Raw genomic sequence first — 23,354 nt, 5'->3', positions numbered from 1 at the left:
GGTTCTTGCTCTTCTTGTTCACGGTTGCTTCGGTCATAGGACGTTGTTTCCGTTATCGTCTCATGACCTCGGCACACTAAAATTCTGACAGGCTCGCGGGACCACGCTGGCCTTCGCGGGACCACAAACGCTCCACCCTTCACCCCGCCCGAAACCTCTCCCGATACCCCATCGGCGTCACCCCAATCCGCTTCGTAAACACAATCCGCATCCGATCCGCAGTCCCAAACCCACAGTCATAAGCAATCGCCTTAAGCGCCGCACCACTACTCTCCAGCAGCTTGCGCGCCGCATCGACGCGAGCGCGCTCGACGAACTCATGCGGCGTCACCCCGGTCTCCTGGACGAACACACGCGCGAAGTTGCGCGCGCTCATACCCGCGACATCCGCCAGCTGCTTCACCGTGAAGCTCTCGCAAATCCGCTCCATCACGTGCGCCTGCACCCTGGCGACTGGCGACGTATCGTCGGCGGGCGCCGTCAGATAAGGGCTGAATTGCGACTGCCCGCCTTGCCGCTGCGCGAACACCACCAGCCGTTTGGCGACGGCGAGCGCCGTATGCGGACCATGATCCTCGGCCACCAAAGCCAATGACAGATCGATACCGGCCGTCACGCCCGCCGATGTCACGAGCGGCCCGTCGCGCAGATAGATGCGGTCGAAATCGACACGCGCCTGCGGAAATTGCGCGGCCAGTTGCGCCGCATGCTGCCAGTGCGTCGTGACGTTGCGCGCGTCGAGCAAGCCCGCGTGCCCGAGCACGAACGCGCCGGTGCAGATCGAGCCGAAGCGGCCGCAGCGTGCGGCGACGTTCGTCAACCAGTCGAGCAGGCGTGCGTCGGGTTTTTCATTATTCGGCAGCGCGGGGCCGCCCGCGACCAGCGCGAGATCGAACGGCCCGCGCGCGTCGTCGAACGTGGCGTCGGCGGCCAGCGTCATGCCGTTCGAAGCCCGCAGCGGCGCGGACTCCGCTGCGATCAGTTTGACCGCGTAGCGATCGGCAGGCGCGAGGAACCCATTGGCTTCGGAAAACACATCGACAGGGCCGGCGACATCAAGCGCCTGCACGCCGGGGAAGATCGCGATCGCGACGGTTGGCATCGAAAGACTTCCTTTGACGATGGACGAAAATCCGCAGCGCGCGGCAGTCAACGCGGTGCGTTTGGCAGTGTTCAACGGTCCACGGCGATTGTCCGCGGCAGCGCATTGGCCAATACTGGGCTTCATCGGATGCGCAGTTCGACGCGCACGAAAAAGCGCCGCGGATCAGCATACCAAACGCGCTTTGACGTCGCGAGAACAGCGCCTCCCGTTCATTCGAATCCGTCACGGAGTACATCACATGACCACGATCGCAGGCATCCAGATTCCCGACAGCATGATGGCGCGTGAAGCCACGCAACTCGTGCGCGATACCGAAACCGAACTCCTCTATCACCATTCGCGGCGCGTTTTTCTGTTCGGCTCGCTGGCCGGCGCGCGCAAGCAGTTGAAGTACGATTCCGAGTTGCTGTACATCGGCGCGATGTTTCACGACATGGGACTCGTCGCGCCGTATAGCAGCGAACATGACCGCTTCGAAGTGGATGGCGCCAACGCGGCGCGTGATTTTCTGCGACGTCACGGCATTGGCGAGGACGACATCGAACAGGTATGGAATTCGATCGCGTTGCACACGACGCCTGGCATTCCGCAGCATATGAAGCCGGTGGTCGCGCTGGTCACGGCCGGCGTCGAGATGGACGTGCTGGGTCTCGCTTACGACGAGTTCACCGAGCATCAGCGACATGAGGTGATTCACGCGCATCCGCGCGGCGCGCACTTCAAGGAAGGCATCATCGACGCGTTCGCGCACGGCACGATCCACAAGCCGGAGACGACCTTCGGCAACGTGAAGGCGGATGTGCTGGCGTTGAAAGACCCGCATTATCATCGCGAGAATTTCTGCACGATGATTCTTGGGTCGGCATGGAAGGACTGAGCGATTGACAGGGCGTCGCCCCATTTTGCGCATCTGGCGTCAAAATAGACGGATCGCACACAACGCGGCGCCCCGCCATGGTAATCAAAAACCTTCTCCGAAGGCTCGACCTCACCACGCTTCAGCTGTTTCTCGCCGTCTACGAAGAAGGCACGCTCACGCGTGCCGCCGAGCGCGAGGCAATCGCCGTCTCCGCCGCGAGCAAGCGTCTGCTCGAACTCGAACAGGCGGTCGGCGCGACGCTGTTTCAGCGCACCGCGCGCGGCATGACGCTGACGCCGGCGGGCGAAACGCTGCTGCATCACGCGCGCCGTGTCATGCGCGACATCGAAAATATCGGCATCGAACTGGCGGGCCACGCGAGCGGCGTGCGCGGCTACATACGGATGATGGCCAATCTGTCGGCGATCGTCGAGTTTCTTCCCGAAGATTTGCGCGCGTTCCAGTTGCAGCACGAGCGCGTCAAGCTCGATCTCGAAGAGCGGCCGAGCGGCGGCGTGGTCGAAGCCGTCGACGACAGCCTCGCCGATCTCGGCATCTGTTCCGGCGACGCCGATACGCACGACCTGCACGTCGAGCACTATCGGCGCGATTCGCTGGTGCTCGTGATGCGCGACGATCATCCGCTGGCGGCGCGCGGGAGCGTCGCCTTCGCCGAAACGCTCGACGGCGATCACGTCGGCCTGCACGCCGCGAGTTCGATCAACGCTCGCACGCATCTGGCCGCGCGTCAGGCGGGCAAGCCGCTGCGCTTGCGCATCCACGTGCCGGGCTTCGACGCGGTCTGCCGGATGGTGCAAGCCGGCATGGGCGTCGGGGTGCTGCCGCGCAAGGTCTATCAACTGATGGGCGCCCCGCTCGGGCTCGTCGGCACGCCGCTGGAGGACGACTGGTCCGAACGCAGCCTCGTGCTGGTGGTGCGCGACGTCGACGCGCTTTCGCCGGTGAGCCGTTTGCTGTTCGACCACCTGCGCTCGATCGAAGCAACCGAAGCCGCCGAAGCAACCTAGACCGCCGAAGCCCTATAAGCCCCCGACGCCAGCCCACGCCGCTGACGCCCCCAAACCCGCACCAGCCGCCGTCTAACACCGAGCGTTCGCCGTTCGCGAACGGTCGTTGGCGAATTGCGGTTGGACGCCGCCGCCACGCCGCTCCTAAGCTGTCTTCCAATACGAAACCAGCTTCGGAGACAGCATCATGGGTGGACCCCTTCAGGGTATCCGCGTCGTCGAGATCGGAACCCTCATCGCCGCGCCGTTCGCCGCGCGCCTCATGGCCGAATTCGGCGCCGACGTCATCAAGATCGAAGCGCCCGAGACCGGCGACCCTCTTCGCAAATGGCGCAAGCTGCATGAAGGCACCTCGCTCTGGTGGTATCTGCAGTCACGCAACAAGAAGTCGGTCTGCGTGAACCTGAAATCGGCGGACGGCGTCGAGATCGTCAAACGTCTCGCCGCCGATGCCGACGTGGTGATTGAAAATCTGCGTCCCGGCGCGCTCGAAAAGCTCGGCCTCGGCTGGGACGTGCTGCACGCGATCAACCCGAAACTGACGATGGTCCGCATCTCCGGCTACGGCCAGTCCGGTCCGTATCGCGACCGACCGGGCTTCGGCGCGATCGGCGAAGCGATGGGCGGAATTCGCTATACGACCGGCGAAGTGGACGGCGCGCCGGCACGCGTCGGCGTGAGTCTCGGCGATTCGCTCGCGTCGCTGCATGGCGTGATCGGCGCGCTGATGTCGCTGCTGCGCGTGAAGACCGGCCAGGGCGAAGGCCAGGTGGTCGACGTATCGCTGGTCGAGAGTGTGTTCAATCTGATGGAAAGCCTCGTGCCGGAATACGACCTGCTCGGCCACGTGCGCGAACGCAGCGGCGGCGCGTTGCCGGGCATCGCGCCGTCGAACACGTATCGCACCGAGGACGACGGCTACGTCGTGATCGCCGGCAACAGCGATCCGATTTTCAAGCGCCTCATGCAACTGATCGGCCGCCCCGATCTCGCCGACGATCCCGCGCTCGCGCACAACGACGGCCGCGCGAAACAATCCGCGATGCTCGATCAGGCGATCACCGCGTGGACTTCGCGCCATGCCACCGACGACGTGCTGGCCGCGCTCGAACGCGCCGAAGTGCCGGCGGGGCGCATCTATTCGGTGGCCGATATCGTCGCCGATCCGCACTACCAGGCGCGCGACATGTTGCTGCAAGCGCAATTGCCGGGCGGCGCGTCGGTGAAGATGCCGGGCATCGTGCCGAAGCTGTCGGACACGCCGGGCGAAGTGCGCTGGCAAGGGCCGACGCTCGGCGAGCATACCGGCAGTGTTCTCAGCGAACTCGGATTTGCCAACGAAGACATCGAGCGGCTGCGCCGCGAAGGAGCCGTGCAATGAACGCCGCCAACAACGACGCCCAATTCGACAAGCTGATCGTGCAGGAAGTCTCTCCGCGCGACGGCTTGCAGATCGAGCCCACGTGGGTCGAGACAGTCGACAAGATTGAACTGATCGATTCGCTATCGACCGCAGGCTTCACGCGCATCGAGGCTGGTTCGTTCGTGTCGCCGAAAGCGATTCCGGCGTTGCGCGACGGCGACGCGGTGTTCCAGCAGATCGAACGGCATCCCGGCGTGATCTACGTCGCGCTGGTGCCGAACCTGAAGGGCGCCGAACGCGCGCTCGCCGCGCGCGCCGACGAACTGAATCTCGTGATGTCCGCGAGTCAGACGCACAACCGTGCCAACATGCGCATGAGTTGCGAATCATCGCTGATGGCGTTCGACGACATCGTGCGGTACGTGCAAGGCTCAGGCGTGCTGCTGAACGCGACGGTGGCGACCGCCTTCGGCTGCCCCTTCGAAGGACGGATCGACGAAGACCGCGTGGTCGGCATTGTCGATACGTATCGCGAGATGGGCATCGAGGGCATCACGCTGGCCGACACGACCGGCATGGCGAATCCGCGCCACGTGAGACGGCTGGTCGCGCGTGTGCTCGAACGGCTGCCGGCCGCCGCGCTCACGCTGCATTTTCACAACACGCGCGGGCTCGGTCTCGCCAATGTGCTGGCGGCATACGAAGTCGGCGCGCGCCGCTTCGACGCCGCGTTGGGCGGCCTCGGCGGCTGCCCGTTCGCGCCGGGTGCGTCCGGCAACATCTGCACGGAAGACCTCGTGAACATGTGCGACGAGATGGGCATTCCCACTGGCGTCGATCTGCCGATGCTGCTCGCGTTGTCGCGCGGTTTGCCTGCGTTGCTCGGCCACGACGTGCCTGGCCAGCTTGCGAAGGCGGGCCGCAATTGCGACGTGCATCCGGTACCCGAATACGTTCTGCAAATCTGATTTCCCCCAAACCGACTGATCGATTAACCGACTAAACGACCGGACGGCCTCGCCGAATCCGGCATTGGAGACAAGCATGAGTGACCTGGGCGCAGTTGCAAGCGGCAGCCGTCAGGACAGCGCGGACGACCTCGTGGCCGTCATCCGCAAAGTCGCGTGGCGGTTGATGCCGTTGATCATGATCTGCTATCTGTTCGCGTTCTTCGACCGCATCAACATCAGCTTCGCGAAGTTCCAGTTGCAAAGCGATCTCGGTCTGTCCGATACCGCGTACGGTCTCGGCGCGAGTCTGTTCGTGATCGGCTATGTATTGTTCGAAGTCCCGAGCAATCTGTTTCTGTACAAGGTCGGCGCGCGGCGCTGGATTGCGCGGATCATGATTTCGTGGGGTATTGCGACGGCGGCGATGGTATTCGTCAACAACGAATGGCAGTTCTATGGGCTGCGCTTCGTGATCGGCGCGATGGAAGCGGGTTTTGCGCCAGGCGTGCTGTACTACCTGACGCTGTGGTTTCCGCCGAGCTATCGCGGGCGTATCACGTCGATGCTGTTCCTGGCGTCCGCGTTCTCGGGCCTCGTCGGCGCGCCGCTCGCCGGGCTCGTGATCGGGCACATGAATGGCGTGCTGGGCATGGCCGGCTGGCACTGGCTGTTTCTGCTCGGCGGGCTGCCTTGCGTCGTCCTCGGGATCATGGTGTTGAAACTGCTCAAGGATCGCATCGAGGACGCGGGCTGGCTGTCGCCGTCGGAGAAGACGCTGCTGTCGGGTCAGATTGCGCAGCAGAGCCGTCATCCGGGCACGGGCCATTCGCTGATGGGCGCGCTCAAAACTCCGGGCTTTCTGACGCTGGGGCTGGTCTACTTCCTGATTCAGGTGGCGTCGTACGGATTGAATTTCTGGACGCCTCACCTGATCCACGTGGCGGGCACCAACAACCCGACCATGATCGGCTTGCTGACGGCCGTGCCTTATATTTGCGGCGCGATCTGCATGGTGGTGGTGGGCCGCCTGTCCGACGCGACCGGCGAGCGGCGCAAGTTCGTGTTCGGTTTGCTGGTGATGTCGGCGATCGGCTTCTTTGCCGCGGGCTTCTTCGACAAGCAGACCACCTTGCTGGTGATCGCGCTGGCGGTGATGGGCGCGGGCGTGGTGGCGTCGATTCCGGCGTTCTGGGCACTGCCGCCCAAACTGCTCACAGGCGCCGGCGCGGCAGGCGGGATCGCGTTGATCAACACGCTCGGACAACTCGGCGGGATCGTGAGCCCGATCATGGTGGGACGCGTGAAGGATCTGACGGGGAGCACGACGCCCGCGTTGTATGTGATTGGCACGATGAGCGTGATCTGCGCGCTGATCATGTTGTACGGGATGCCGGAGTCGCTCCGGCGCAAGGAAGGAGCGCGGTGAGGGTGGTCCCGCATAACGTAGAGCGGGCCGCCCTTGGCGGTCTGCCCGCGAGCGAGCCGCAGGAAGATAGCCCTGTGGCATCAATCACTTGGTAGGCCTGTGCGCATCTTGTCCACAGGCTTGTGCCCAAATTATGTGGACAACTAGGGTTCAACTCCGTCGCGTCCCGTATGGCGTCCTTGCTAACGGCCTTTCAGGCGCGAAGCATCCCGTAACGACGAACCCTGCCTACACATGAACCGCAACAGGATACTGCTGCTGCATCAATCACTTGGCTGGGATATGCGAATGTTGTCCACAGGCTTGCGAACATTTTAGGTGGACAAGTTTTTGCCTTCGGCGTGAGCGTTCTGATGGCGCTGCATGTCACGAAGCCGAAGGCAAAACAACTCGAGGCATCTCAAGTCTTCAACGACGAAGCCGCCACCGCTTCCTGCGATTGCACCTGCAAAACCGCATCGCGCTTGTCGAGCAAATGCTGCCGCAGAATCGCGCTCAGCTTCTTGCCATCACGCGCTTCGAGCGCCTTCAGCATTTCATCGTGATCGTGAATCGCACTGTCCCACTTCGGAACCTGAAAGTTCGAACGGAACCTGAGCGCCTGCAAGCGCCGGTTCACCGCGATATAGGTTTGCCGCAGCGCTGAATTTCTCGCGGCCTCGTTGATCTTGTCGTGGATCGCCTGGTTGCGGCTGTAATAGCCGGGCAGATCGTTCTGGGTGCGGCACGCGAGCATCGCGTAATGGAGCGCCTTGATCTCGGCAAGCTCGGCGGCGGTCATGCGTTCCGCGGCCAGTTCGCCGGAAAACGCTTCGAGGCCGCTCATCAGTTCGAAGGTCTCGCGCAACTCAGCTTCCGACATCTTCGACACCGACGCGCCCCGATTCGGCGAAATCTCGATCAGCCCTTCGGCGGCCAATACCTTCAGCGCTTCGCGCAACGGCGTGCGCGAGATGCCGAGCGTCTCGCACAACTCCCGCTCGTTCAGTTTCTTGCCCGGCTCCAGCGCCCCTTCGACGATAAAGCGGCGAATGTGCTCCACCACCGTGTCGTGCAGGCGCTGGCGCTCGACCTTCGGCATCAGCGGGGAAGCGGTTACACCTGCAGTGAAATCCGAATTTTGCATACAAAAGCCCTCAACATGCATAAGTTGGGATTTTATCGGAAGCCGAAAGATTAGTTAATAGCGCGGGTAAACACCGGCACTCAGACGCAAATTTTGCCTTGGGAGCGTCACACTTCGTCTGATATAGTTTTTTGAATGCAAAATTCAATCGGAGGAGCCCCATGCTCAAGCTAGACTTTCATCCCGCTGGACGTCACTTTCTGCAGATTCCGGGTCCGAGCCCGGTGCCCGACCGCATCCTCCGGGCGATGAGCTACCCGACCATCGACCATCGCGGTCCCGAGTTCGGCGAACTCGGTCTGAAGGTGCTCGACGGCATCAAGAAGATCTTCAAGACGCAGCAGCCCGTGGTGATCTATCCGGCCTCCGGTACGGGCGCATGGGAAGCGGCGCTGTCCAACACGCTGAGTCCCGGCGACCACGTGCTGATGTTCGAGACGGGCCACTTCGCGACGCTATGGAAAAAGATGGCGGACAAGCTTGGGCTCAAGCCCGAGTTCCTCGGCTTGCCGGGCATCGAAGGCTGGCGGCGCGGGGTTCAGCCGCAGATGATCGAGGAGCGTCTGCGCACCGACACGCAACGCACGATCAAGGCGGTGTGCGTCGTGCATAACGAAACTTCCACCGGCGTCACGTCCGACATCGCCGCCGTGCGCCGCGCGATCGATGCGGCGGGCCATCCGGCGCTGCTGCTCGTCGACACGATCTCGGGCCTCGCCTGCGCCGACTATCGCCACGACGAGTGGGGCGTCGACGTCACCGTGTCGGGCTCGCAAAAGGGCTTGATGCTGCCGCCGGGCATCAGCTTCAACGCGATCTCGCCGAAAGCACTGGCCGCCAGCAAGCACGCGAAACTGCCGCGCAGCTTCTGGGACTGGAGCGAAATCGTCGAGATGAACGAAACCGGCTACTGGCCGTACACGCCGAACACGAATCTGCTCTACGGCCTGCATGAAGCGCTGGAGATGATTCTCGGCGAAGGGCTCGACAACGTGTTCGCGCGTCACGAGCGTCTCGCCGAAGCGACCCGCCGCGCGGTGCGCGCGTGGGGCCTGGAGATCCAGTGCGCGGACCCGGCCGTGTATAGCCCGGTGCTGACCGGCGTGATGATGCCCGACGGGATCGATGCCGACGTGGTGCGCAAGCTCATCTACGAACGCTTCGACATGTCGCTCGGCACGGGGCTCGGCAAGATGAAAGGGCGCATGTTCCGCATCGGCCACCTCGGCGATTGCAACGACCTGATGCTGCTCGCCACGCTGGCCGGCTGCGAAATGGGCCTGCGGCTCGCGGGTGTGCCCCTCAAGGAAAGCGGTCTGCCTGCCGCTATGGAGTGGTTGAGCCAGCCGGCCAAGTCCGCGGGTTTGAAAGCGGCGGCCTGAATTGGGCCGGGCGCCGTTGCCCAGCACCGGCACCGGCAGTAGATGCCGCACCATCCGCCTAAAAGAGAACAAGCAAGAAAGGCAGCAAGGGAGGGCAGGGAGCCCTCCCTTTGAGAACTCGAGCAGCCGTGCATAGAACGCGGCCCGAACAACATGCAATGCGTCCGCGGCAGCGCGAGCGGCTGACGGTCAACGACGTGGCGCGCCACTCAGGCGCGCCGTCGACACATGCCATGGAGAGAGACGATGAAGCGGTTTCGTGTGACCAGTGCGACCAGTATCGTTCTAGTGATGCTATGCATCATGTACTTCATCACTTACCTCGACCGCGTGAACGTCAGCACCGCGGCGGCGGGTTTCGGCAAGGAATTTCAGCTTTCGCATACGCAGGTCGGCCTCGTGTTCTCGGCCTTCGCGTATCCGTATCTGCTGTTTCAAGTCATTGGCGGCTGGGTGAGCGACCGCTTCGGCGCGAAACGCACTCTGCTGTTCTGCGGCGCGATCTGGGGCGTCGCCACCTTGCTGACCGGCTTCGCCGGCGGCCTGGCCTCATTGCTGGCCGCGCGCGTGCTGCTCGGTTTCGGCGAGGGCGCCACGTTTCCCGCCGCGACCTCGGCGATGTCGCGCTGGGTCGCGAAGGACAAGCGCGGCTTCGCGCAGGGCATCACGCATGCCGCGTCGCGCGTCGGCAATGCGGTGGCGCCCGCGCTGATCGTGCTGGTGATGGCGACCTGGGGCTGGCGCGAATCGTTCTACATCTGCGGCGCGCTTAGCCTGCTGTGGGTCGTCGTGTGGGCGGTCACCTTCACCGAACATCCGAAGGATCATCCGCGCATCACGTCCGAAGAACTCGCGGTGCTGCCCGCGCCGAAGCCGAAAGCGGCCGGCGTGCCGTGGAGCAAGCTGTTTCGCCGCATGGCGCCGGTCACGATCGTGTACTTCTGCTACGGCTGGACGCTGTGGCTGTTCCTCAGCTGGATTCCGCTCTACTTCCTGCGTAATCATCATCTGGAATTGCAGAAGTCGGCGATCTTCGCTTCGGTGGTGTTCTTCGCCGGCGTGCTCGGCGATACGCTCGGCGGCCTCGTGACCGACTGGATCTTCAAGCGCACCGGCAGTCTCAAGCGCGCGCGTAGCTGGATGGTGTCGGTCTGCATGCTGTTCTGCCTGCTCTCGCTGATTCCCTTGATGTTCACGCACAACCTGGCGCTGTCGATCGCGTGTCTTGCGTCGGGCTTCTTCTTCGCCGAAATGACGATCGGCCCGATGTGGGCGATTCCGATGGACATTGCGCCGGAATTCGCGGGCACCGCGAGCGGCATGATGAACACGGGCTCGGCACTCGCCGCGATCATCTCGCCGGTGGTCGGCGGTTTTCTGATCGACTACTTCGGCAACTGGAATTTGCCGTTCGTCGGCAGCATGCTGTTGATGGGCCTGGGTGTCGTGCTCGCGTTCCGCATGCAGCCGGAAAGCAAATTCGCACTCGACCAGGCGGACAACTCGCATGTCCCGACCCACATCGGCGCGTAAGCGCAACACGCCGTCCCCACTCAGTTCGCGATGAAAGACATGACCACCTCACTCAGCCGGCGTCTTGCCGAGGCACGCCGCGATCGGCTCACGCTCGACACGTTGGCGCCACAGCAGATACCCGCCGACGCTCATGCCGCGTACGCGATCCAGCACGACATTCTGGGCATCCATGGCGCGCGGATCGGCGGCTGGAAAATCGGCGCGAAGTCTGCGAGCGGTCCGATCCAGGGCGCACCGCTGCCCGCTGCCGATCTGCATGCCGACGGCGCGCGTCTCGCGCGCGAAGGCTTTGCGCCGCTCGGGCTCGAACTGGAAGTCGCGTTTCGCTTTGGCCGCCGCTTCGAGCCTGCCACCACGCCTTATAGCGAAGACGAAGTGATGGCGGGCATCGGTTCGATCGGCGCGACTATCGAAATCGTCGCGAGCCGCTATGCCGCGTGGCCCGACGTCGACAAGCTCGCGCAACTCGCGGATTTGCAGAATCACGGTGCGTTGATCGTCGGCGAGTTCACGCCGTATCGCGAGGACTTTCCGTTCGTCGCGCCGTCGCTGCGTTTCAGTTTCGACGGACACGATGTGGTCGAGACGGCGCCCGCGAATCCGGCCGGCGACCCGCGGCGTTTGTTGACGTGGCTCGTCAATCACGCGAGTTCGCGCGGCATCGCGGTGACGCCGGAGATGGTCATCACCGCCGGTTCGTACACCGGCATGTTCTTTGCGCGCCACGCGGGCACGGCGAGCGGGCGCATCGAAGGGCTCGCGCCGGTCAGCGTGACGTTGTACTAGGCGGCGGCTTCGCCCGTTTTCCCAGTCTCCTGCATTTCCACGAGCCGACGATATGACGAACCCCACCTCCGCTTTACTCGTCAAGCCGATTCATCTGGTTCCCTCCGCCGCGCGCCTGACGAGTCCGCTCGCGCAGCTTCTGCGCAAGTCGCTGCGTGGCGACGTGCTGTTCGATGCGGCGAGTCGCGGCCGTTATGCGACCGATGCGTCGATCTATCAGATCACGCCGGTCGGCGTGGTGGTGCCGCGCAATCAGGACGATTTGCGCGTCGCGCTGGAGATCGCCCGCAGCGAGAAAGTGCCGCTGCTCGCGCGCGGCGCGGGCACGAGCCAATGCGGCCAGACGGTCGGCGAAGCGTTGGTGATCGACACGAGCAAGTGGCTGAACAACATCGTCGCCTTCGATGCGCAGGCGCGCACCGTCACCGTCGAGCCCGGCGTCGTGCTCGATCATCTGAACGCGTGGCTCAAGCCGCACGGGCTGTGGTTTCCGGTGGACGTGTCGACGGCCGCGCAATGCACGATCGGCGGGATGGCCGGCAACAACTCGTGCGGCTCGCGCTCGATCGAATACGGCAACATGGTGCACAACGTCGAGGCGATCGACGCGATTCTCGCCGACGGCAGCGAAGCGCGTTTCGCGTCGCTGCGCGAGACACCGCAAGGCGCGCGTTTGCAGCAGATTCTCGACGGCGTGACGCGCATCGCCCAGCGCGAGCGCGACGAAATCGTCGCGCGTGTGCCGAAGGTGTTGCGGCGCGTGGCGGGCTACAACATCGACCTGTTCGATTGCCAGAACCCGCGCGCCTATACCGATGACGGCTTCGCGAATCTCGCGCATCTGCTGGTCGGCTCGGAAGGCACGCTCGCGTTCAGCCGGCAATTGACGCTGAAGCTCGCGCCGCTGCCCGCGCATAAAACGCTGGGCGTGGTCAACTTTCCGACGTTCCGGCAGTCGATGGAGTTGACGCAGCACATCGTCAAGCTGAAGCCGGTGGCGGTGGAGCTGGTCGATCGCACGATGATTGATCTGGCGATGAGCAATCCTGCGTTTCGTCCGGTGATCAGCAAGGCGCTCGTCGACGAGCCGCAGGCGATCCTGCTCGTGGAGTTCGCGGGCGAGGACCGCGATGCGCAACTCGCATCGCTCAGGCAGCTCGCGGAGCTGATGGCCGATCTGGGCCTGCCCGGCTCGGTCGTCGAGATGCCGGACGCGAACGAACAGAAAGCGTTGTGGGAAGTCCGCAAGGCCGGGCTCAACATCATGATGAGCATGAAGGGCGACGGCAAGCCGGTCTCCTTCATCGAAGACTGCGCAGTGCCGCTCGAACATCTGGCCGACTACACGAGCCGTCTGACCGAGGTGTTTCATCGGCACGGCACGGAAGGCACCTGGTACGCGCACGCGAGCGTCGGCACGCTGCACGTGCGGCCGATTCTCGACATGCGGCGCGACGGCGCGGGGAAGATGCGCGCGATTGCCGACGAAGCGGCCGCACTCGTGCGCGAATACAAGGGCGCCTATTCGGGCGAACACGGCGATGGTTTGTGCCGTGGCGAATGGGTCGCATGGCAGTACGGGCCGCGGCTGAATCAGGCGTTCAGCGAGATCAAGACGCTGTTCGATCCGGACAACCGCTTCAATCCCGACAAGATCGTGCGTCCGCCGAAGATGGACGACGCGCGCCATTTTCGCTTCGCGCCGGGCTACAAGGAACAGCGCATCGACACGGCGCTCGACTGGTCGGCGTGGAACGTCGAACGCGATCCGCTGACGGGCGCGGAGACCTTGCCCGGCAGCGGTAACGATCTGTCAGGCGGTCTCGCGAAGGCCGTCGAGATGTGCAACAACAACGGCCACTGCCGCAAGTTCGACGCGGGCACGATGTGTCCGAGCTATCGCGTGACGAAGGACGAGCAGCACGTCACGCGCGGACGCGCGAATACGTTGCGCCTCGCGATCTCGGGGCAACTCGGCGAAGCGGGTCTCGCGAGCGACGACGTCAAGGAGACGCTCGACCTGTGCGTGTCGTGCAAGGGCTGCAAACGCGATTGCCCGACCGGCGTCGACATGGCGAAGTTCAAGATCGAGGCGCGGGCGGCGCGCGTCAAGCGGCATGGGCTGCGTCTGCGTGACAGGCTGGTTGCTTTCATGCCGCGCTATGCGGCCACCGCGAGCCGCATGCCGGGTCTGATGGCGCTGGCCGATAACGTGCCGGTGTTGTCGGCGTGGTTCAAGCGTTCCGTGGGCTTCGCGCCTGAACGCAGTTTGCCGCGCTTCAGGAAGCCGTTTCTGTCGAATGCCGTGCCAGGCAAAGCGGCTCGAAGCGGCGGCCTGAAAGAGGTGCTGCTGTTCGTCGACACGTTCAACAACAACATGGAGCCGGACAACGCGCGCGCCGCGCAGCAAGTGCTGGAGGCCGCCGGCTATACGGTGCATTTCAACACGCGCCAGGGCGAGCGGCCGGTGTGCTGCGGCCGCACGTTCCTGGCGGCGGGTCTGGTCGATGAAGCGAAGCAGGAAGCGCGGCGCATGCTCGATCTGTTCAGGCCGTTCGTGGAGCGGGGCGTGCCGATCGTCGGGTTGGAACCGTCGTGCCTGCTTTCGTTGCGCGACGAGTTTCTGCACTACGGTTTCGGCGTGGAAGCGCAGCGGCTTTCGCAGCAGGCGTTTCTATTCGAAGAGTTTCTCGTGCGCGAGGAAAAGGCTGGCCGTTTGCAGCTTGCCTTGAAGCCGTTGGCCGCGCAGCAGGCGCTGGTGCATGGTCATTGCCATCAGAAGGCCTTCGATGCGTTCACGCCCGTGCAGACCGTGCTCAAGTGGATTCCGCAGTTGAAGGTGTCGACGGTGGAGTCGTCGTGCTGCGGCATGGCCGGCAGCTTCGGCTACGAAGCCGAGCACTACGCGACTTCGCAGGCGATGGCGGAATTGTCGCTGCTGCCGGCGGTGCGCAAGATCGACGGCGATACGGTGATGGTCGCGGACGGCACGAGCTGCCGGCATCAGATTCACGATGGCGCGGGCGTCGATGCGATCCACGTGGCGCGCGTGCTGGCGATGGCGTTGCAGTAACGCCGGCTCCTTGCTCAAACGCCGACAGCCTGCCGGAACACAGTAGGCGCCACGCCGACGCTGTCGCGAAAGCGGTGGCTGAAATGGCTGGCGTTCGCATAGCCGCATTGTTCGGCAACCTGCGCGAGCGGCAGCGTCGTCGTGCGCAGCAGTGTGCGGGCGCGTTCGACACGCTGCTGTGCGATCCATGCGGCAGGTGGCAGTCCGAACGAAGCGCGGAACATGCGCGCGAGATGAAACTCCGACAACGCCGCGACGCCGGCGAGTTCGCCGAGCGTGAGTGTCTGCGCGAGATGGCTTTCGATGTAGTCGCGCAACCGCCGCCGCGCCGCCACCGACAACCCGCCTTTGAGCGACGCGTCGCTGCGGCGCACGCCTTGCGAACGCAGCAGCAGACTCAGCACTTCGTGCGCGGTCTCGTTGGTGCGCAGCAGCCCGTCGGGGTTCTGCCAGTCTTCGTTGACGAGCGATTGGCACAGGCCGGCGATACGGGCGTCTTCGAAATAGGTGCGGTCGGCGAGCGTCAGTTCGCGCGGCTCGCGGTCGAGTTCCTGAACGGCGCGCTGCGTGAAGTGCTCGGGCAGGAAGTACAGATGCATGAAGTGCATGTGCCCGCGCACCCACCAGCGCGATTCGTGTTCGCCGGGCAGCGCGCACAAGCGCGACGGCGCGCCGTAGTGGCCGGGCATTTTCTGCCGCTCGGTGCGATAGCCGCCATCCAGATAGCACGACAGCGTGTGATGGCCGGGCCGTTCGTAGACAGTTTCGGATTCCTTTGTGTCGCGCGTCCAGACGGCGATGGCGAGCCGGTCGCCGAGCCACGCGAAGCGGTCCAGATGCGCGTCCGCGCTGCTCAGCGTGTGACAGACCGACTGAAGGCCGAACGGCGTGTCGGTGGCGGGCATCGCGGGGACGGGCGGAGTGGCGTTCACGGCAAACGGGCGGACGGCATTCGAGGGCTGGATGAGCGAGTATACGGCGAGCCCCGTGCAGCCGCTCATCGACGCCGAAAAATGCGCAATCCTGGACAAGTGCGGGCGGCCGCGCGGCAGCATAGTCGAGCTTCCTTCCGACTTCGCTGTTGCAGGCTCGACTATGAATCTTCTGCTTTACGTCGTCACGGTTCTGATCTGGGGCACCACGTGGCTCGCGATCAAATGGCAACTCGGTTCGGTGCCGCCGCCGGTATCGATTGCGTGGCGCTTCTGGATCGCGGCGTTGCTGTTATTCGCGCTGCTGCGCATCATGCGCCGGCCGATCTGGCCGCCGCGCGCCGCGTGGCGCTTTCTGTTCGCGCAGGGTTTCACGCTCTTCTGCCTGAATTTTCTGTGCTTTTATTACGCCGAGCAGGTCGTGCCGAGCGGCCTGGTAGCGGTGGTGTTTTCCATCGCGCCGTTGCTAAACTCGATCAACGGCCGTCTCTTCATGGGCCGGCCGCTGCAACCCACGGCGATCGCCGGTGCATTGCTGGGGCTCGTCGGCATTCTGTGCCTGTTCGTCCAGCAGATGGCCGGACACCTCGGCAATCGCGCCGAGTTGATCGGACTTGGGATCGCATTTCTCGGCACCTTGTGTTTCTCGACCGGCAGCCTGTTGTCGAGCCGGATGCAGTCGATGGGCTTGCACCCGTTCGCCACCAATAGCTGGGCGATGCTGATCGGCGCCAGCATCCTCACGATGGGGAGTTGGCTGGCAGGCTTTTCGTTCGCCGTCGAGCCGTCCGTGCGTTATCTCGGCGCGCTCGCGTATCTCGCGGTGTTCGGCTCTGTGATCGGTTTCACGGCGTATCTGATGCTGGTCGGGCGCATGGGCCCCGAGCGGGCCGCGTACTGCACGGTGCTGTTTCCGATCGTGGCGCTGGCGGCATCGACGGTGTTCGAGGGGTATCGGTGGTCGCCGTTGGCCGTGGTCGGGCTGTTGCTGGTGGTCGCCGGCAATCTGGTGGCGTTCGATCTGACGCGGCGGATATTTGTGCGGCGAACGGCGGCGAGATCGTGATGTAGCGTGTCGCCGTGAACGTAGCCGGAGGCGATGGCGAACCCACGTGAACGGCCGCTCCGGCGGCCCTTCAAGGCGAGTTTCAGGTGAGTATTTTCGGGAGGCAAAAAGGCGCTTGAAGAGCTTGCTGGTGAGCCTTTTCGGGAGCCCATTTTCTGCCCGGCAAACCGCCGGGCTGCCCATGAATTAATCACATGGGTAGACGAACCTCTCTAACCGCCGTATAATCGCCGCACCCTAACCGCGAAATTGCAGCTAGATAGCTTAAGTTAGAAGGGGTTGAATGCAAACTAGCGGTACATTGCATCCATCCCATCACCGGTGAAAAACCGGTCTTCCAAAGAGGGCTCACACCCCTTCGGACAAGCGGCTCAGCGCCGCCGTCCACCTCATCGATGGATCTGGCGCCAGTTTTGCTACTGGCTAGCCACCGAGGTCACTAAGCAGTTCACCGCCCAACACCCTCGCGCCGGGCAACCAACCCACGCCCGGCACCACTCGGTTCAATTCGCGGCACCTGCCGCGTCCCGAACTTCCCATTCGCAGCGTCGTCACGGCGCCTGTGCGGCGCGGCTATTTGCGCGCGTCGCCCGAACAAGGAGGCGCATCTTCATGATTCATCGTCCTGCCAGACTGATCGGCAGTCTCGTAGCCATCGGCATTGTCGTCGCGTTGCTGTGCCGTGCGATCGACCCCGGCGCCCTGCACCAGTACGCCCCCGATCTCGTCTACTACACGAAACGGCACCTGCTGCTGGTCGGCTACTCGATGGCCCTCGCATTGCTCGTCGGCATACCTGCCGGCATCTTGTTGAGCCGTCCGTCGTTCGCGCGTCACGCTGAGCGCTTCATGCAGATCTTCAACATCGGCAACACGATTCCGTCGTTGGCGGTGCTGGCCATCGCGCTCGGCATCTTCGGTATCGGCGATATTCCGGCGCTCGTCGCGCTGTTCCTCGCCTCCTTGCTGCCGATCACGCGCAATGCGTATGAAGGCATGAAGAACGTTTCGCCCGCGTTGCGCGAGGCGGCGCGCGGCATCGGCATGACGGGTTGGCAGTCGCTCGTGCGCGTCGAGTTGCCGAACGCGATGCCCATCATCATCGGCGGTGTGCGCACGGCGCTCGCGATCAACGTGGGCAGCGCGCCGCTCGCGTATCTGATCGGCGCGGACAGTCTCGGCACCCTGATTTTCCCTGGCATTTATCTGAACAATCAGCAGCAGCTTTTGCTCGGCGCCGCGGCGACCGCGATTCTCGCGCTGGTACTGGACGGCATCGTGTCGGCCGGCAGCCGCTATCTGCTCGCGCGACGTGGGGTGGCGGCATGATCAATCTGTTCAAACGCAGCCGCTGGATCGCAGCGGGCGCACTGCTCGTCGCGAGCCTTCAGGCGAGCGCGGCGACGCTCGTGATCGGTGGAAAAAATTTCACTGAGCAGTACGTTCTTACCGAGATCACCTCGCAATACCTGCAATCGAAGGGCTACACGGTCGATGCGCGCACCGGCCTTGGCAGCACGCTGTTGCGCAGCGCGCAGGAAAACGGGCAGGTCGACGTGGTGTGGGAATACACCGGCACGGCGGCCATCGTCTACAACAAGATCACCGAGAAGCTCGATCCGAAGACGATGTACGAGCGCGTGAAAGAGCTCGACGCGAAACGCGGCCTGATCTGGCTCGATGCTTCGCCGCTGAACAACACGTATGCGCTCGGCCTGCCGCAGGAACTGGCGCAGCAAACCGGCATCCGCACGATTTCGCAACTTGCCGCGAAGCTCGCGGCGGAGCCGAAGAAGAAGCACGTGTTCGCGATGGACGCGGAGTTCGCCAACCGTCCGGATGGGCTGAAGCCGCTCGAAGCGGCCTACGGCATGGCGTTCAGCCGCGCGGAAACGCGCCAGATGGACCCGGGCCTCGTCTACACCGCGCTGCATAACAACCAGGTGCCGATCGGTCTGATCTACACGACAGACGGCCGCGTGAAGGGCTTCAACATCATGCCGCTCGAAGACGATCGCCACTACTTCCCCGCGTACAACGCCACGCCGGTGGTGCGCAAAGCGATCCTCGACCAGAACCCGCAACTCGCGCCGCAGTTGAACGCGCTGTCCAACGCGCTGAACAACGACGTCATGCTCGAGATGAACAAGCAGGTCGACATCGACGGCAAGCCGGTGCGTGAAGTCGCGGCGGAATTCCTGCGCACGCACAAGCTGCCCTGAGCGGAGACCTTTTATGACTGTATTCGACTATCTATCGGCCAATTGGCCTGAACTGCTGCAACTGACCGCGCAACACGTGTGGCTGGTGGGGATCGCGGTGGGCTGCGCGATCGTCGTCGGGGTTCCGTTGGGGATCCTGATCAACCGGCACGAGTGGCTTGCCGCGCCGTTGCTGAGCATTGCCACCGTGGTGCTGACCTTGCCGTCGATCGCACTGTTCGGTTTGATGATTCCGGTGTTTTCGCGCTTCGGCCAGGGCATCGGCGCCGTGCCGGCGATCACCGCCGTGTTCCTCTATTCGCTGCTGCCGATCATGCGCAATACCTACCTCGCGCTGCGCAACGTCGACGCGGGCATCAAGGAAGCCGGCATCGGTATCGGCATGACCGTGTGGCAACGGTTGCGCCTTGTCGATCTGCCGCTCGCGGTGCCGGTGATTCTCGGCGGCGTGAGGACGGCCGTGGTGATGAACATCGGCGTGATGACGATTGCCGCGGTGATCGGCGCGGGCGGCCTCGGCACGCTGATCATCCGCGCGATCGGCCAGAGCAACATGATGAAACTGTTGGTGGGCGCGGTGCTCGTGAGCTTGCTCGCGATCGTCGCCGACCTGCTGCTGCAAGCGCTGCAACGCCTGCTGACACCGAAGGGAGTGCAAAAGACATGATCGAACTCGACAAACTGACAAAGACTTTTACGCAGAAGGACGGCCAGCAGGTCAAGGCTGTCGACTCGGTGAGCCTGACGGTCGGCGAAGGGGAAATCTGCGTGTTTCTCGGCCCGTCGGGTTGCGGCAAGACCACGACCCTGAAAATGATCAACCGTCTGATCGCGCCGACTTCGGGCCGCGTGCTGATCAACGGCGAAGACACTTCCGGTCTGAACGAGGTCGAATTGCGCCGCCACATCGGCTATGTGATCCAGCAGATCGGCCTGTTCCCGAACATGACGATCGAGGAGAACATCACGGTCGTGCCGCGTCTGCTCGGCTGGGACAAGAAGCGCTGCCGCGAGCGGGCCGTGGAACTGATGTCGATGGTCGCGCTCGATCCGAAGCAGTACCTGAAGCGCTATCCGCGCGAATTGTCGGGTGGGCAGCAGCAGCGCATCGGCGTGATCCGCGCGCTGGCCGCCGATCCGCCGGTGCTGCTGATGGACGAACCGTTCGGCGCGGTCGACCCGATCAATCGCGAGTCGATTCAGAACGAGTTCTTCCAGATGCAGCGTCAACTGAAAAAGACGGTGATCATGGTGAGCCACGACATCGACGAGGCGATCAAGCTCGGCGATCGTGTCGCGGTGTTCCGCCGGGGGCAGCTGGTGCAGTACGATCATCCGGATACGCTGCTCGCGCATCCGCATGATGAGTTCGTCGGCGCGTTCGTCGGACAGGACAGCACGTTGAAGCGCCTGTTGCTGGTGAAGGCCGGCGACGCCGCCACGCAGCCGGAAACGGCTCGCGCCGACATGCCGGTGGCACGCGCCTTCCAGATGATGGATGACAGCGACAACCGCTATCTGACCATCGTCGACGATAACCGGCAGGCGCTCGGCTACGTGACGCGCCGCGCGGCGCGCGCGGGGCAAGGCGTGTGCGGCGATCATCTCACGCCGTTCAAGGCGACGGTCAGTGCCGATGAGCATTTGCGCATCGTGCTGTCGAAGATGTATCAGTTCAATTCGTCGTGGATGCCGGTTCTGGATGGTGACGGCCGCTATGTCGGCGAAGTCACGCAGGATTCGATCGCGGACTATCTGAGCTCCGGACGGTCGCGTCGCCAGACGGGACAACCGGCGATCGTCTCGCCTGCCGTCGCCGCAGCGGAAGCGGCTGCCGCACATTCGTAACGCAACTCCAGCAGTAACGCAGTAACGCAGTAACGTTGCACGCGGGCCTTTGCTTGGTCGAAGAAGCGAAGGCCCGCTCATTCCTCAAGAGCCGCCGCGCTCGTCCAGGCCATCGAGGCGACTCCTTCGCACACCATTATGCAATTGCCGCCGCATCTGCGGTCGATGCGGCGATTGCATTTGCACGCGAAAGTTATATAGCAAGTTATTACGACGTAATCCTATGCGTATCGTATTAATTGGGGCGAATAAAGGTCTATAAATATTTTTTAGAATTTATTTGCGCTTTTTATATGCGAATATAAACCGTCATTATTGACATATGCGCATTGGCCGGCCGCTGCGCATATCTGCGAAACCGCGTCTTTTGTGCCTGCCGTGCGCGTTTCGTGTCTCGCAAGGAAATACCGTCGTGAAACTCCTCTCTTGCCTGGGCATGGTCGTGGTCTTATTCCATAGCCTTATTCCCGTGAACGTATCCGCGCAATCGCAACTGAACTACACCACTTCATGGATCGGCAATAGCTTTGGTTTTGGCGATGGCAAATGGATGCAGCAGGATATTCAGGCCATTAGCGTCGGCGCCGACGGCACCGTTTATACCAATTCCCTCTGGGATGAGAGCGGCAGCGAAATCGCCGCCTACCGCGCGGGCGACAAACTCGCGGTGGCCGGTTCGACGCACGGCTGGGGCGCGGCCGGGGGCGACGCGGTCGCGGTGAACCACACGTACCTGTATGCGGCGATGTCGATCGGCAACCAGAGCAACACCCTCGTCGGCGCGGACTATCCGCCGGCCAATCAGACCTGGTATGGCATCACGCGTCGCACGCTTGCGAATCTGGCGACCGGCACGCCGTTCAGCGGCGGCATCGGCAACAGCGCGAATGCGACGAAGAACAGTTTCCTACCGGTGCAAACGGTGACAACGGGCACCGACGCGAGCATCCGCGGCCTCGCCGCCACCGACACCGAACTGTACGTCGCCGACACCTACGGCAACCGGATCGTGGTGTACGACGCGGCGTCGATGCAGCCTTTGCGCTCGTGGAGCGTGCCCTCGCCGGGACGCATCGCCGTGGACACCGATTCGACGTTATGGGTGCTGAGCGGTGTTTCCTCCGGAAACCTAACTATCGTCCACTACACGGCCAATGGCGCCGCGCTCGCCAGCGCGTTGACGCTGCCGGCAGGGACGGTGCCGACCGACATCACGGTGACGCCGTCAGGACAGATTCTCGTCGCCGACAACGGGCCGTTGCAGCAGATTCTCGTCTTCAACAAGGACGCCAACGGTCAGCCGCAAGCCGGCGCGGCGATCGGCACGCGCAACGGTCTGTTTCACGCCGTGAAGGGCGTGCCGGGCAACATGCGTTTCAACGGCATCACGGGTATCGGTGTCGATCCGGCGGGCAATCTCTACGTCGCGCAGAACGGCGAGGGGCCGCGCGCGATTGGCTCGACGTCGGTTGGACAAGGCGCGGTGCTCGAAAGCTACGTGTTGAGCTCGCGTGTGTTCAACTGGCGGCTCTACGGGCTGACGTTCGTCGATAGCGCCGCGTTCGATCCGGCCACGCCGAACTCCGTCTATACGGGCTCGAAGCGCTTCACGCTCGACTACCACCAGCCCACCGGCCGCGAATGGTCGTACGCGGCCTTTACGCTCGACCGCTTCGACTATCCCGGCGACCCCGCATTCCACCAGCCGCGCGGGGTGCGCGGCGAGCCGATGGTGCGCCGGATCAACGGCAAGCCGTTTCTCTACACGCTCGATCCTGGCGCGCATTACCTGAACGTCTATCGCTTCGATGCGGCGCATGGCGAAATGGCGATCCCATCCGGCCTGCTCGCGCAGAATCCGCAGCCGGGCGCGTGGCCCGCCGGGCAGCCGACTTACGGCGAATGGCTGTGGCGCGACAGCGATGGCAACGGCACTGTCGACACCAGCGAGATCAGCAGCAATCCATCGACCGGCAGCACGGTCGGCAATGGCTTCTGGTGGGTCGACACACCAGCCAACGTCTGGCTCGCCACGCCGTTGAGCGGCGTCCGCGAGATGCCGTTGCAAGGCTTCGACGCCGCCGGCAATCCGATCTACACCTATGCGAGTTCGAAGATGTTCGCGATGCCGCAGCCGTTCACGCGGCTTGCGCGGCTCGTGTATGTCGCGGAAACCGACACGATGTACCTGTCCGGTTTCACGAGCGCGATTCCGTGGGACGCGACACATTGGAAGGAAGCGGGCCCGGTGCTCGCGCGCTACGACAACTGGAGTTCCGGCACGCCGACGCAACAGTACGCGATCTCGCTGCCGTGGAATACCCAAAGCAATCCGCAGACGACCACGGTCGGCGTCGCGGTGGCGGGCAATTACATCTTCGTCGCGGAGCTGTACACGGCGAAGGTCGATGTGTACGACGCACGCACGGGCCAGGCGGTCGGCTACATGACGCCGGGCGCGAGCGTCGGCAACATGAGCGGCTGGGTGGACGTCTATCTCGGCATCAGCGCGGCGCAGCGCGAGAACGGCGAGTACGTGGTCCTGCTGGAAGACGACGCCCGCGCGAAAATCCTGATGTATCGATGGACGCCTTGACGTGGATCGCGCTCGGCCCGATCACGAATAGACGGCGGCGCGCGATCGGTATATAA

At 63.6% G+C, this 23,354-nt stretch carries 18 protein-coding genes; 15 read left to right on the top strand and 3 right to left on the bottom strand.

What is annotated here, in order from left to right; translation table 11 throughout:
- Positions 1–139: 139 nt before the first annotated feature.
- On the bottom strand, positions 140–1,102 hold the full coding sequence (locus ACZ9H4_RS03915; RefSeq protein WP_476118266.1) for a GlxA family transcriptional regulator: 963 nt from the start codon (positions 1,100–1,102) through the stop codon (positions 140–142).
- Positions 1,103–1,343: 241 nt separating this feature from the next.
- On the opposite strand from ACZ9H4_RS03915, the gene ACZ9H4_RS03910 reads away from it, so the two are divergent.
- The 5 genes from ACZ9H4_RS03910 to ACZ9H4_RS03890 all read left to right on the top strand — a co-directional run bounded on the left by ACZ9H4_RS03910 (position 1,344) and on the right by ACZ9H4_RS03890 (position 6,731).
- Positions 1,344–1,982 carry an HD domain-containing protein gene (locus ACZ9H4_RS03910; RefSeq protein ID WP_408141846.1) on the top strand — a complete coding sequence of 213 codons (639 nt, stop codon included), beginning with the start codon at positions 1,344–1,346 and terminating at the stop codon, positions 1,980–1,982.
- A gap of 77 nt (positions 1,983–2,059) precedes the next feature.
- Positions 2,060–2,992 (top strand): LysR family transcriptional regulator, encoded by a 933-nt coding sequence (locus ACZ9H4_RS03905; protein WP_408141845.1) that lies wholly within the window; start codon positions 2,060–2,062, stop codon positions 2,990–2,992.
- Positions 2,993–3,179: 187 nt separating this feature from the next.
- Positions 3,180–4,373 carry a CaiB/BaiF CoA transferase family protein gene (locus tag ACZ9H4_RS03900; protein ID WP_408141843.1) on the top strand — a complete coding sequence of 398 codons (1,194 nt, stop codon included), beginning with the start codon at positions 3,180–3,182 and terminating at the stop codon, positions 4,371–4,373.
- Positions 4,370–5,323, top strand: coding sequence for a hydroxymethylglutaryl-CoA lyase (locus ACZ9H4_RS03895; protein ID WP_476118265.1), 954 nt, complete (start codon positions 4,370–4,372; stop codon positions 5,321–5,323). The genes ACZ9H4_RS03900 and ACZ9H4_RS03895 overlap by 4 nt, the downstream gene beginning before the upstream one ends.
- 76 nt (positions 5,324–5,399) lie before the next feature.
- Entirely contained in the window at positions 5,400–6,731 is a 1,332-nt protein-coding gene (locus ACZ9H4_RS03890; protein WP_408326663.1) for an MFS transporter, read from the top strand.
- Between the two features lie 400 nt (positions 6,732–7,131).
- On the opposite strand, the gene ACZ9H4_RS03885 is transcribed toward ACZ9H4_RS03890, so the two are convergent.
- Positions 7,132–7,857 carry a GntR family transcriptional regulator gene (locus tag ACZ9H4_RS03885; protein WP_408141837.1) on the bottom strand — a complete coding sequence of 242 codons (726 nt, stop codon included), beginning with the start codon at positions 7,855–7,857 and terminating at the stop codon, positions 7,132–7,134.
- Between the two features lie 161 nt (positions 7,858–8,018).
- Between ACZ9H4_RS03885 and ACZ9H4_RS03880 the strand changes: the two genes are divergently transcribed.
- From ACZ9H4_RS03880 to ACZ9H4_RS03865, 4 genes are all read left to right on the top strand, one after another.
- Entirely contained in the window at positions 8,019–9,239 is a 1,221-nt protein-coding gene (locus ACZ9H4_RS03880; protein ID WP_408326660.1) for a pyridoxal-phosphate-dependent aminotransferase family protein, read from the top strand.
- 246 nt (positions 9,240–9,485) lie between these two features.
- The gene (locus ACZ9H4_RS03875; protein ID WP_408326657.1) at positions 9,486–10,772 is read left to right on the top strand and encodes an MFS transporter; all 1,287 of its coding nucleotides are present in this window, start codon (positions 9,486–9,488) and stop codon (positions 10,770–10,772) included.
- A 39-nt stretch (positions 10,773–10,811) separates the two neighbouring features.
- Positions 10,812–11,561 (top strand): 2-keto-4-pentenoate hydratase, encoded by a 750-nt coding sequence (locus ACZ9H4_RS03870; RefSeq protein WP_408141831.1) that lies wholly within the window; start codon positions 10,812–10,814, stop codon positions 11,559–11,561.
- A 52-nt stretch (positions 11,562–11,613) separates the two neighbouring features.
- Complete coding sequence (locus ACZ9H4_RS03865) at positions 11,614–14,634, top strand: FAD-binding and (Fe-S)-binding domain-containing protein (RefSeq protein WP_476118264.1); 3,021 nt, start codon at positions 11,614–11,616, stop codon at positions 14,632–14,634.
- Between the two features lie 14 nt (positions 14,635–14,648).
- Here ACZ9H4_RS03865 and ACZ9H4_RS03860 read toward each other — a convergent pair whose 3' ends face one another.
- The gene (locus ACZ9H4_RS03860) at positions 14,649–15,539 is read right to left on the bottom strand and encodes a helix-turn-helix domain-containing protein (RefSeq protein ID WP_476118263.1); all 891 of its coding nucleotides are present in this window, start codon (positions 15,537–15,539) and stop codon (positions 14,649–14,651) included.
- Positions 15,540–15,729: 190 nt separating this feature from the next.
- Here ACZ9H4_RS03860 and ACZ9H4_RS03855 point away from each other — a divergent pair, with 190 nt between their 5' ends.
- From ACZ9H4_RS03855 to ACZ9H4_RS03830, 6 genes are all read left to right on the top strand, one after another.
- Positions 15,730–16,632, top strand: coding sequence for a DMT family transporter (locus ACZ9H4_RS03855; RefSeq protein WP_408154548.1), 903 nt, complete (start codon positions 15,730–15,732; stop codon positions 16,630–16,632).
- A gap of 612 nt (positions 16,633–17,244) precedes the next feature.
- Complete coding sequence (locus tag ACZ9H4_RS03850) at positions 17,245–17,961, top strand: ABC transporter permease (RefSeq protein ID WP_408141825.1); 717 nt, start codon at positions 17,245–17,247, stop codon at positions 17,959–17,961.
- Positions 17,958–18,854: a glycine betaine ABC transporter substrate-binding protein gene (locus ACZ9H4_RS03845; protein ID WP_476118262.1), complete on the top strand. Its 897-nt coding sequence runs from the start codon at positions 17,958–17,960 to the stop codon at positions 18,852–18,854. Before ACZ9H4_RS03850 ends, ACZ9H4_RS03845 begins: the two co-directional genes overlap by 4 nt.
- Positions 18,855–18,867: 13 nt before the next feature.
- On the top strand, positions 18,868–19,521 hold the full coding sequence (locus tag ACZ9H4_RS03840; RefSeq protein ID WP_121320045.1) for an ABC transporter permease: 654 nt from the start codon (positions 18,868–18,870) through the stop codon (positions 19,519–19,521).
- Positions 19,518–20,702 (top strand): osmoprotectant ABC transporter ATP-binding protein OsmV, encoded by a 1,185-nt coding sequence (locus ACZ9H4_RS03835; RefSeq protein WP_408141820.1) that lies wholly within the window; start codon positions 19,518–19,520, stop codon positions 20,700–20,702. The genes ACZ9H4_RS03840 and ACZ9H4_RS03835 overlap by 4 nt, the downstream gene beginning before the upstream one ends.
- Positions 20,703–21,138: 436 nt before the next feature.
- Entirely contained in the window at positions 21,139–23,298 is a 2,160-nt protein-coding gene (locus ACZ9H4_RS03830; protein WP_476118281.1) for an NHL repeat-containing protein, read from the top strand.
- Positions 23,299–23,354 lie beyond the last annotated feature (56 nt).

The sequence above is a fragment of the Paraburkholderia sp. TE9906 genome, from assembly GCF_056279605.1.
The sequence above is the reverse complement of the archived record's forward strand: the minus strand, read 5'-3'. Positions and strand labels throughout refer to the sequence as shown.

Excerpts from the sequence above, each read along its gene's own strand:
- ACZ9H4_RS03860 (WP_476118263.1), bottom strand. The coding sequence starts at position 15,539 with ATGCCCGCCACCGACACGCCGTTCGGCCTTCAGTCGGTCTGTCACACG.
- ACZ9H4_RS03915 (WP_476118266.1), bottom strand. The coding sequence starts at position 1,102 with ATGCCAACCGTCGCGATCGCGATCTTCCCCGGCGTGCAGGCGCTTGAT.
- ACZ9H4_RS03885 (WP_408141837.1), bottom strand. The coding sequence starts at position 7,857 with ATGCAAAATTCGGATTTCACTGCAGGTGTAACCGCTTCCCCGCTGATG.
- ACZ9H4_RS03895 (WP_476118265.1), top strand. The coding sequence starts at position 4,370 with ATGAACGCCGCCAACAACGACGCCCAATTCGACAAGCTGATCGTGCAG.
- ACZ9H4_RS03850 (WP_408141825.1), top strand. The coding sequence starts at position 17,245 with ATGATTCATCGTCCTGCCAGACTGATCGGCAGTCTCGTAGCCATCGGC.
- ACZ9H4_RS03845 (WP_476118262.1), top strand. The coding sequence starts at position 17,958 with ATGATCAATCTGTTCAAACGCAGCCGCTGGATCGCAGCGGGCGCACTG.
- ACZ9H4_RS03890 (WP_408326663.1), top strand. The coding sequence starts at position 5,400 with ATGAGTGACCTGGGCGCAGTTGCAAGCGGCAGCCGTCAGGACAGCGCG.
- ACZ9H4_RS03875 (WP_408326657.1), top strand. The coding sequence starts at position 9,486 with ATGAAGCGGTTTCGTGTGACCAGTGCGACCAGTATCGTTCTAGTGATG.
- ACZ9H4_RS03830 (WP_476118281.1), top strand. The coding sequence starts at position 21,139 with ATGGTCGTGGTCTTATTCCATAGCCTTATTCCCGTGAACGTATCCGCG.
- ACZ9H4_RS03865 (WP_476118264.1), top strand. The coding sequence starts at position 11,614 with ATGACGAACCCCACCTCCGCTTTACTCGTCAAGCCGATTCATCTGGTT.
- ACZ9H4_RS03910 (WP_408141846.1), top strand. The coding sequence starts at position 1,344 with ATGACCACGATCGCAGGCATCCAGATTCCCGACAGCATGATGGCGCGT.
- ACZ9H4_RS03870 (WP_408141831.1), top strand. The coding sequence starts at position 10,812 with ATGACCACCTCACTCAGCCGGCGTCTTGCCGAGGCACGCCGCGATCGG.
- ACZ9H4_RS03880 (WP_408326660.1), top strand. The coding sequence starts at position 8,019 with ATGCTCAAGCTAGACTTTCATCCCGCTGGACGTCACTTTCTGCAGATT.
- ACZ9H4_RS03900 (WP_408141843.1), top strand. The coding sequence starts at position 3,180 with ATGGGTGGACCCCTTCAGGGTATCCGCGTCGTCGAGATCGGAACCCTC.
- ACZ9H4_RS03840 (WP_121320045.1), top strand. The coding sequence starts at position 18,868 with ATGACTGTATTCGACTATCTATCGGCCAATTGGCCTGAACTGCTGCAA.
- ACZ9H4_RS03855 (WP_408154548.1), top strand. The coding sequence starts at position 15,730 with ATGAATCTTCTGCTTTACGTCGTCACGGTTCTGATCTGGGGCACCACG.
- ACZ9H4_RS03905 (WP_408141845.1), top strand. The coding sequence starts at position 2,060 with ATGGTAATCAAAAACCTTCTCCGAAGGCTCGACCTCACCACGCTTCAG.
- ACZ9H4_RS03835 (WP_408141820.1), top strand. The coding sequence starts at position 19,518 with ATGATCGAACTCGACAAACTGACAAAGACTTTTACGCAGAAGGACGGC.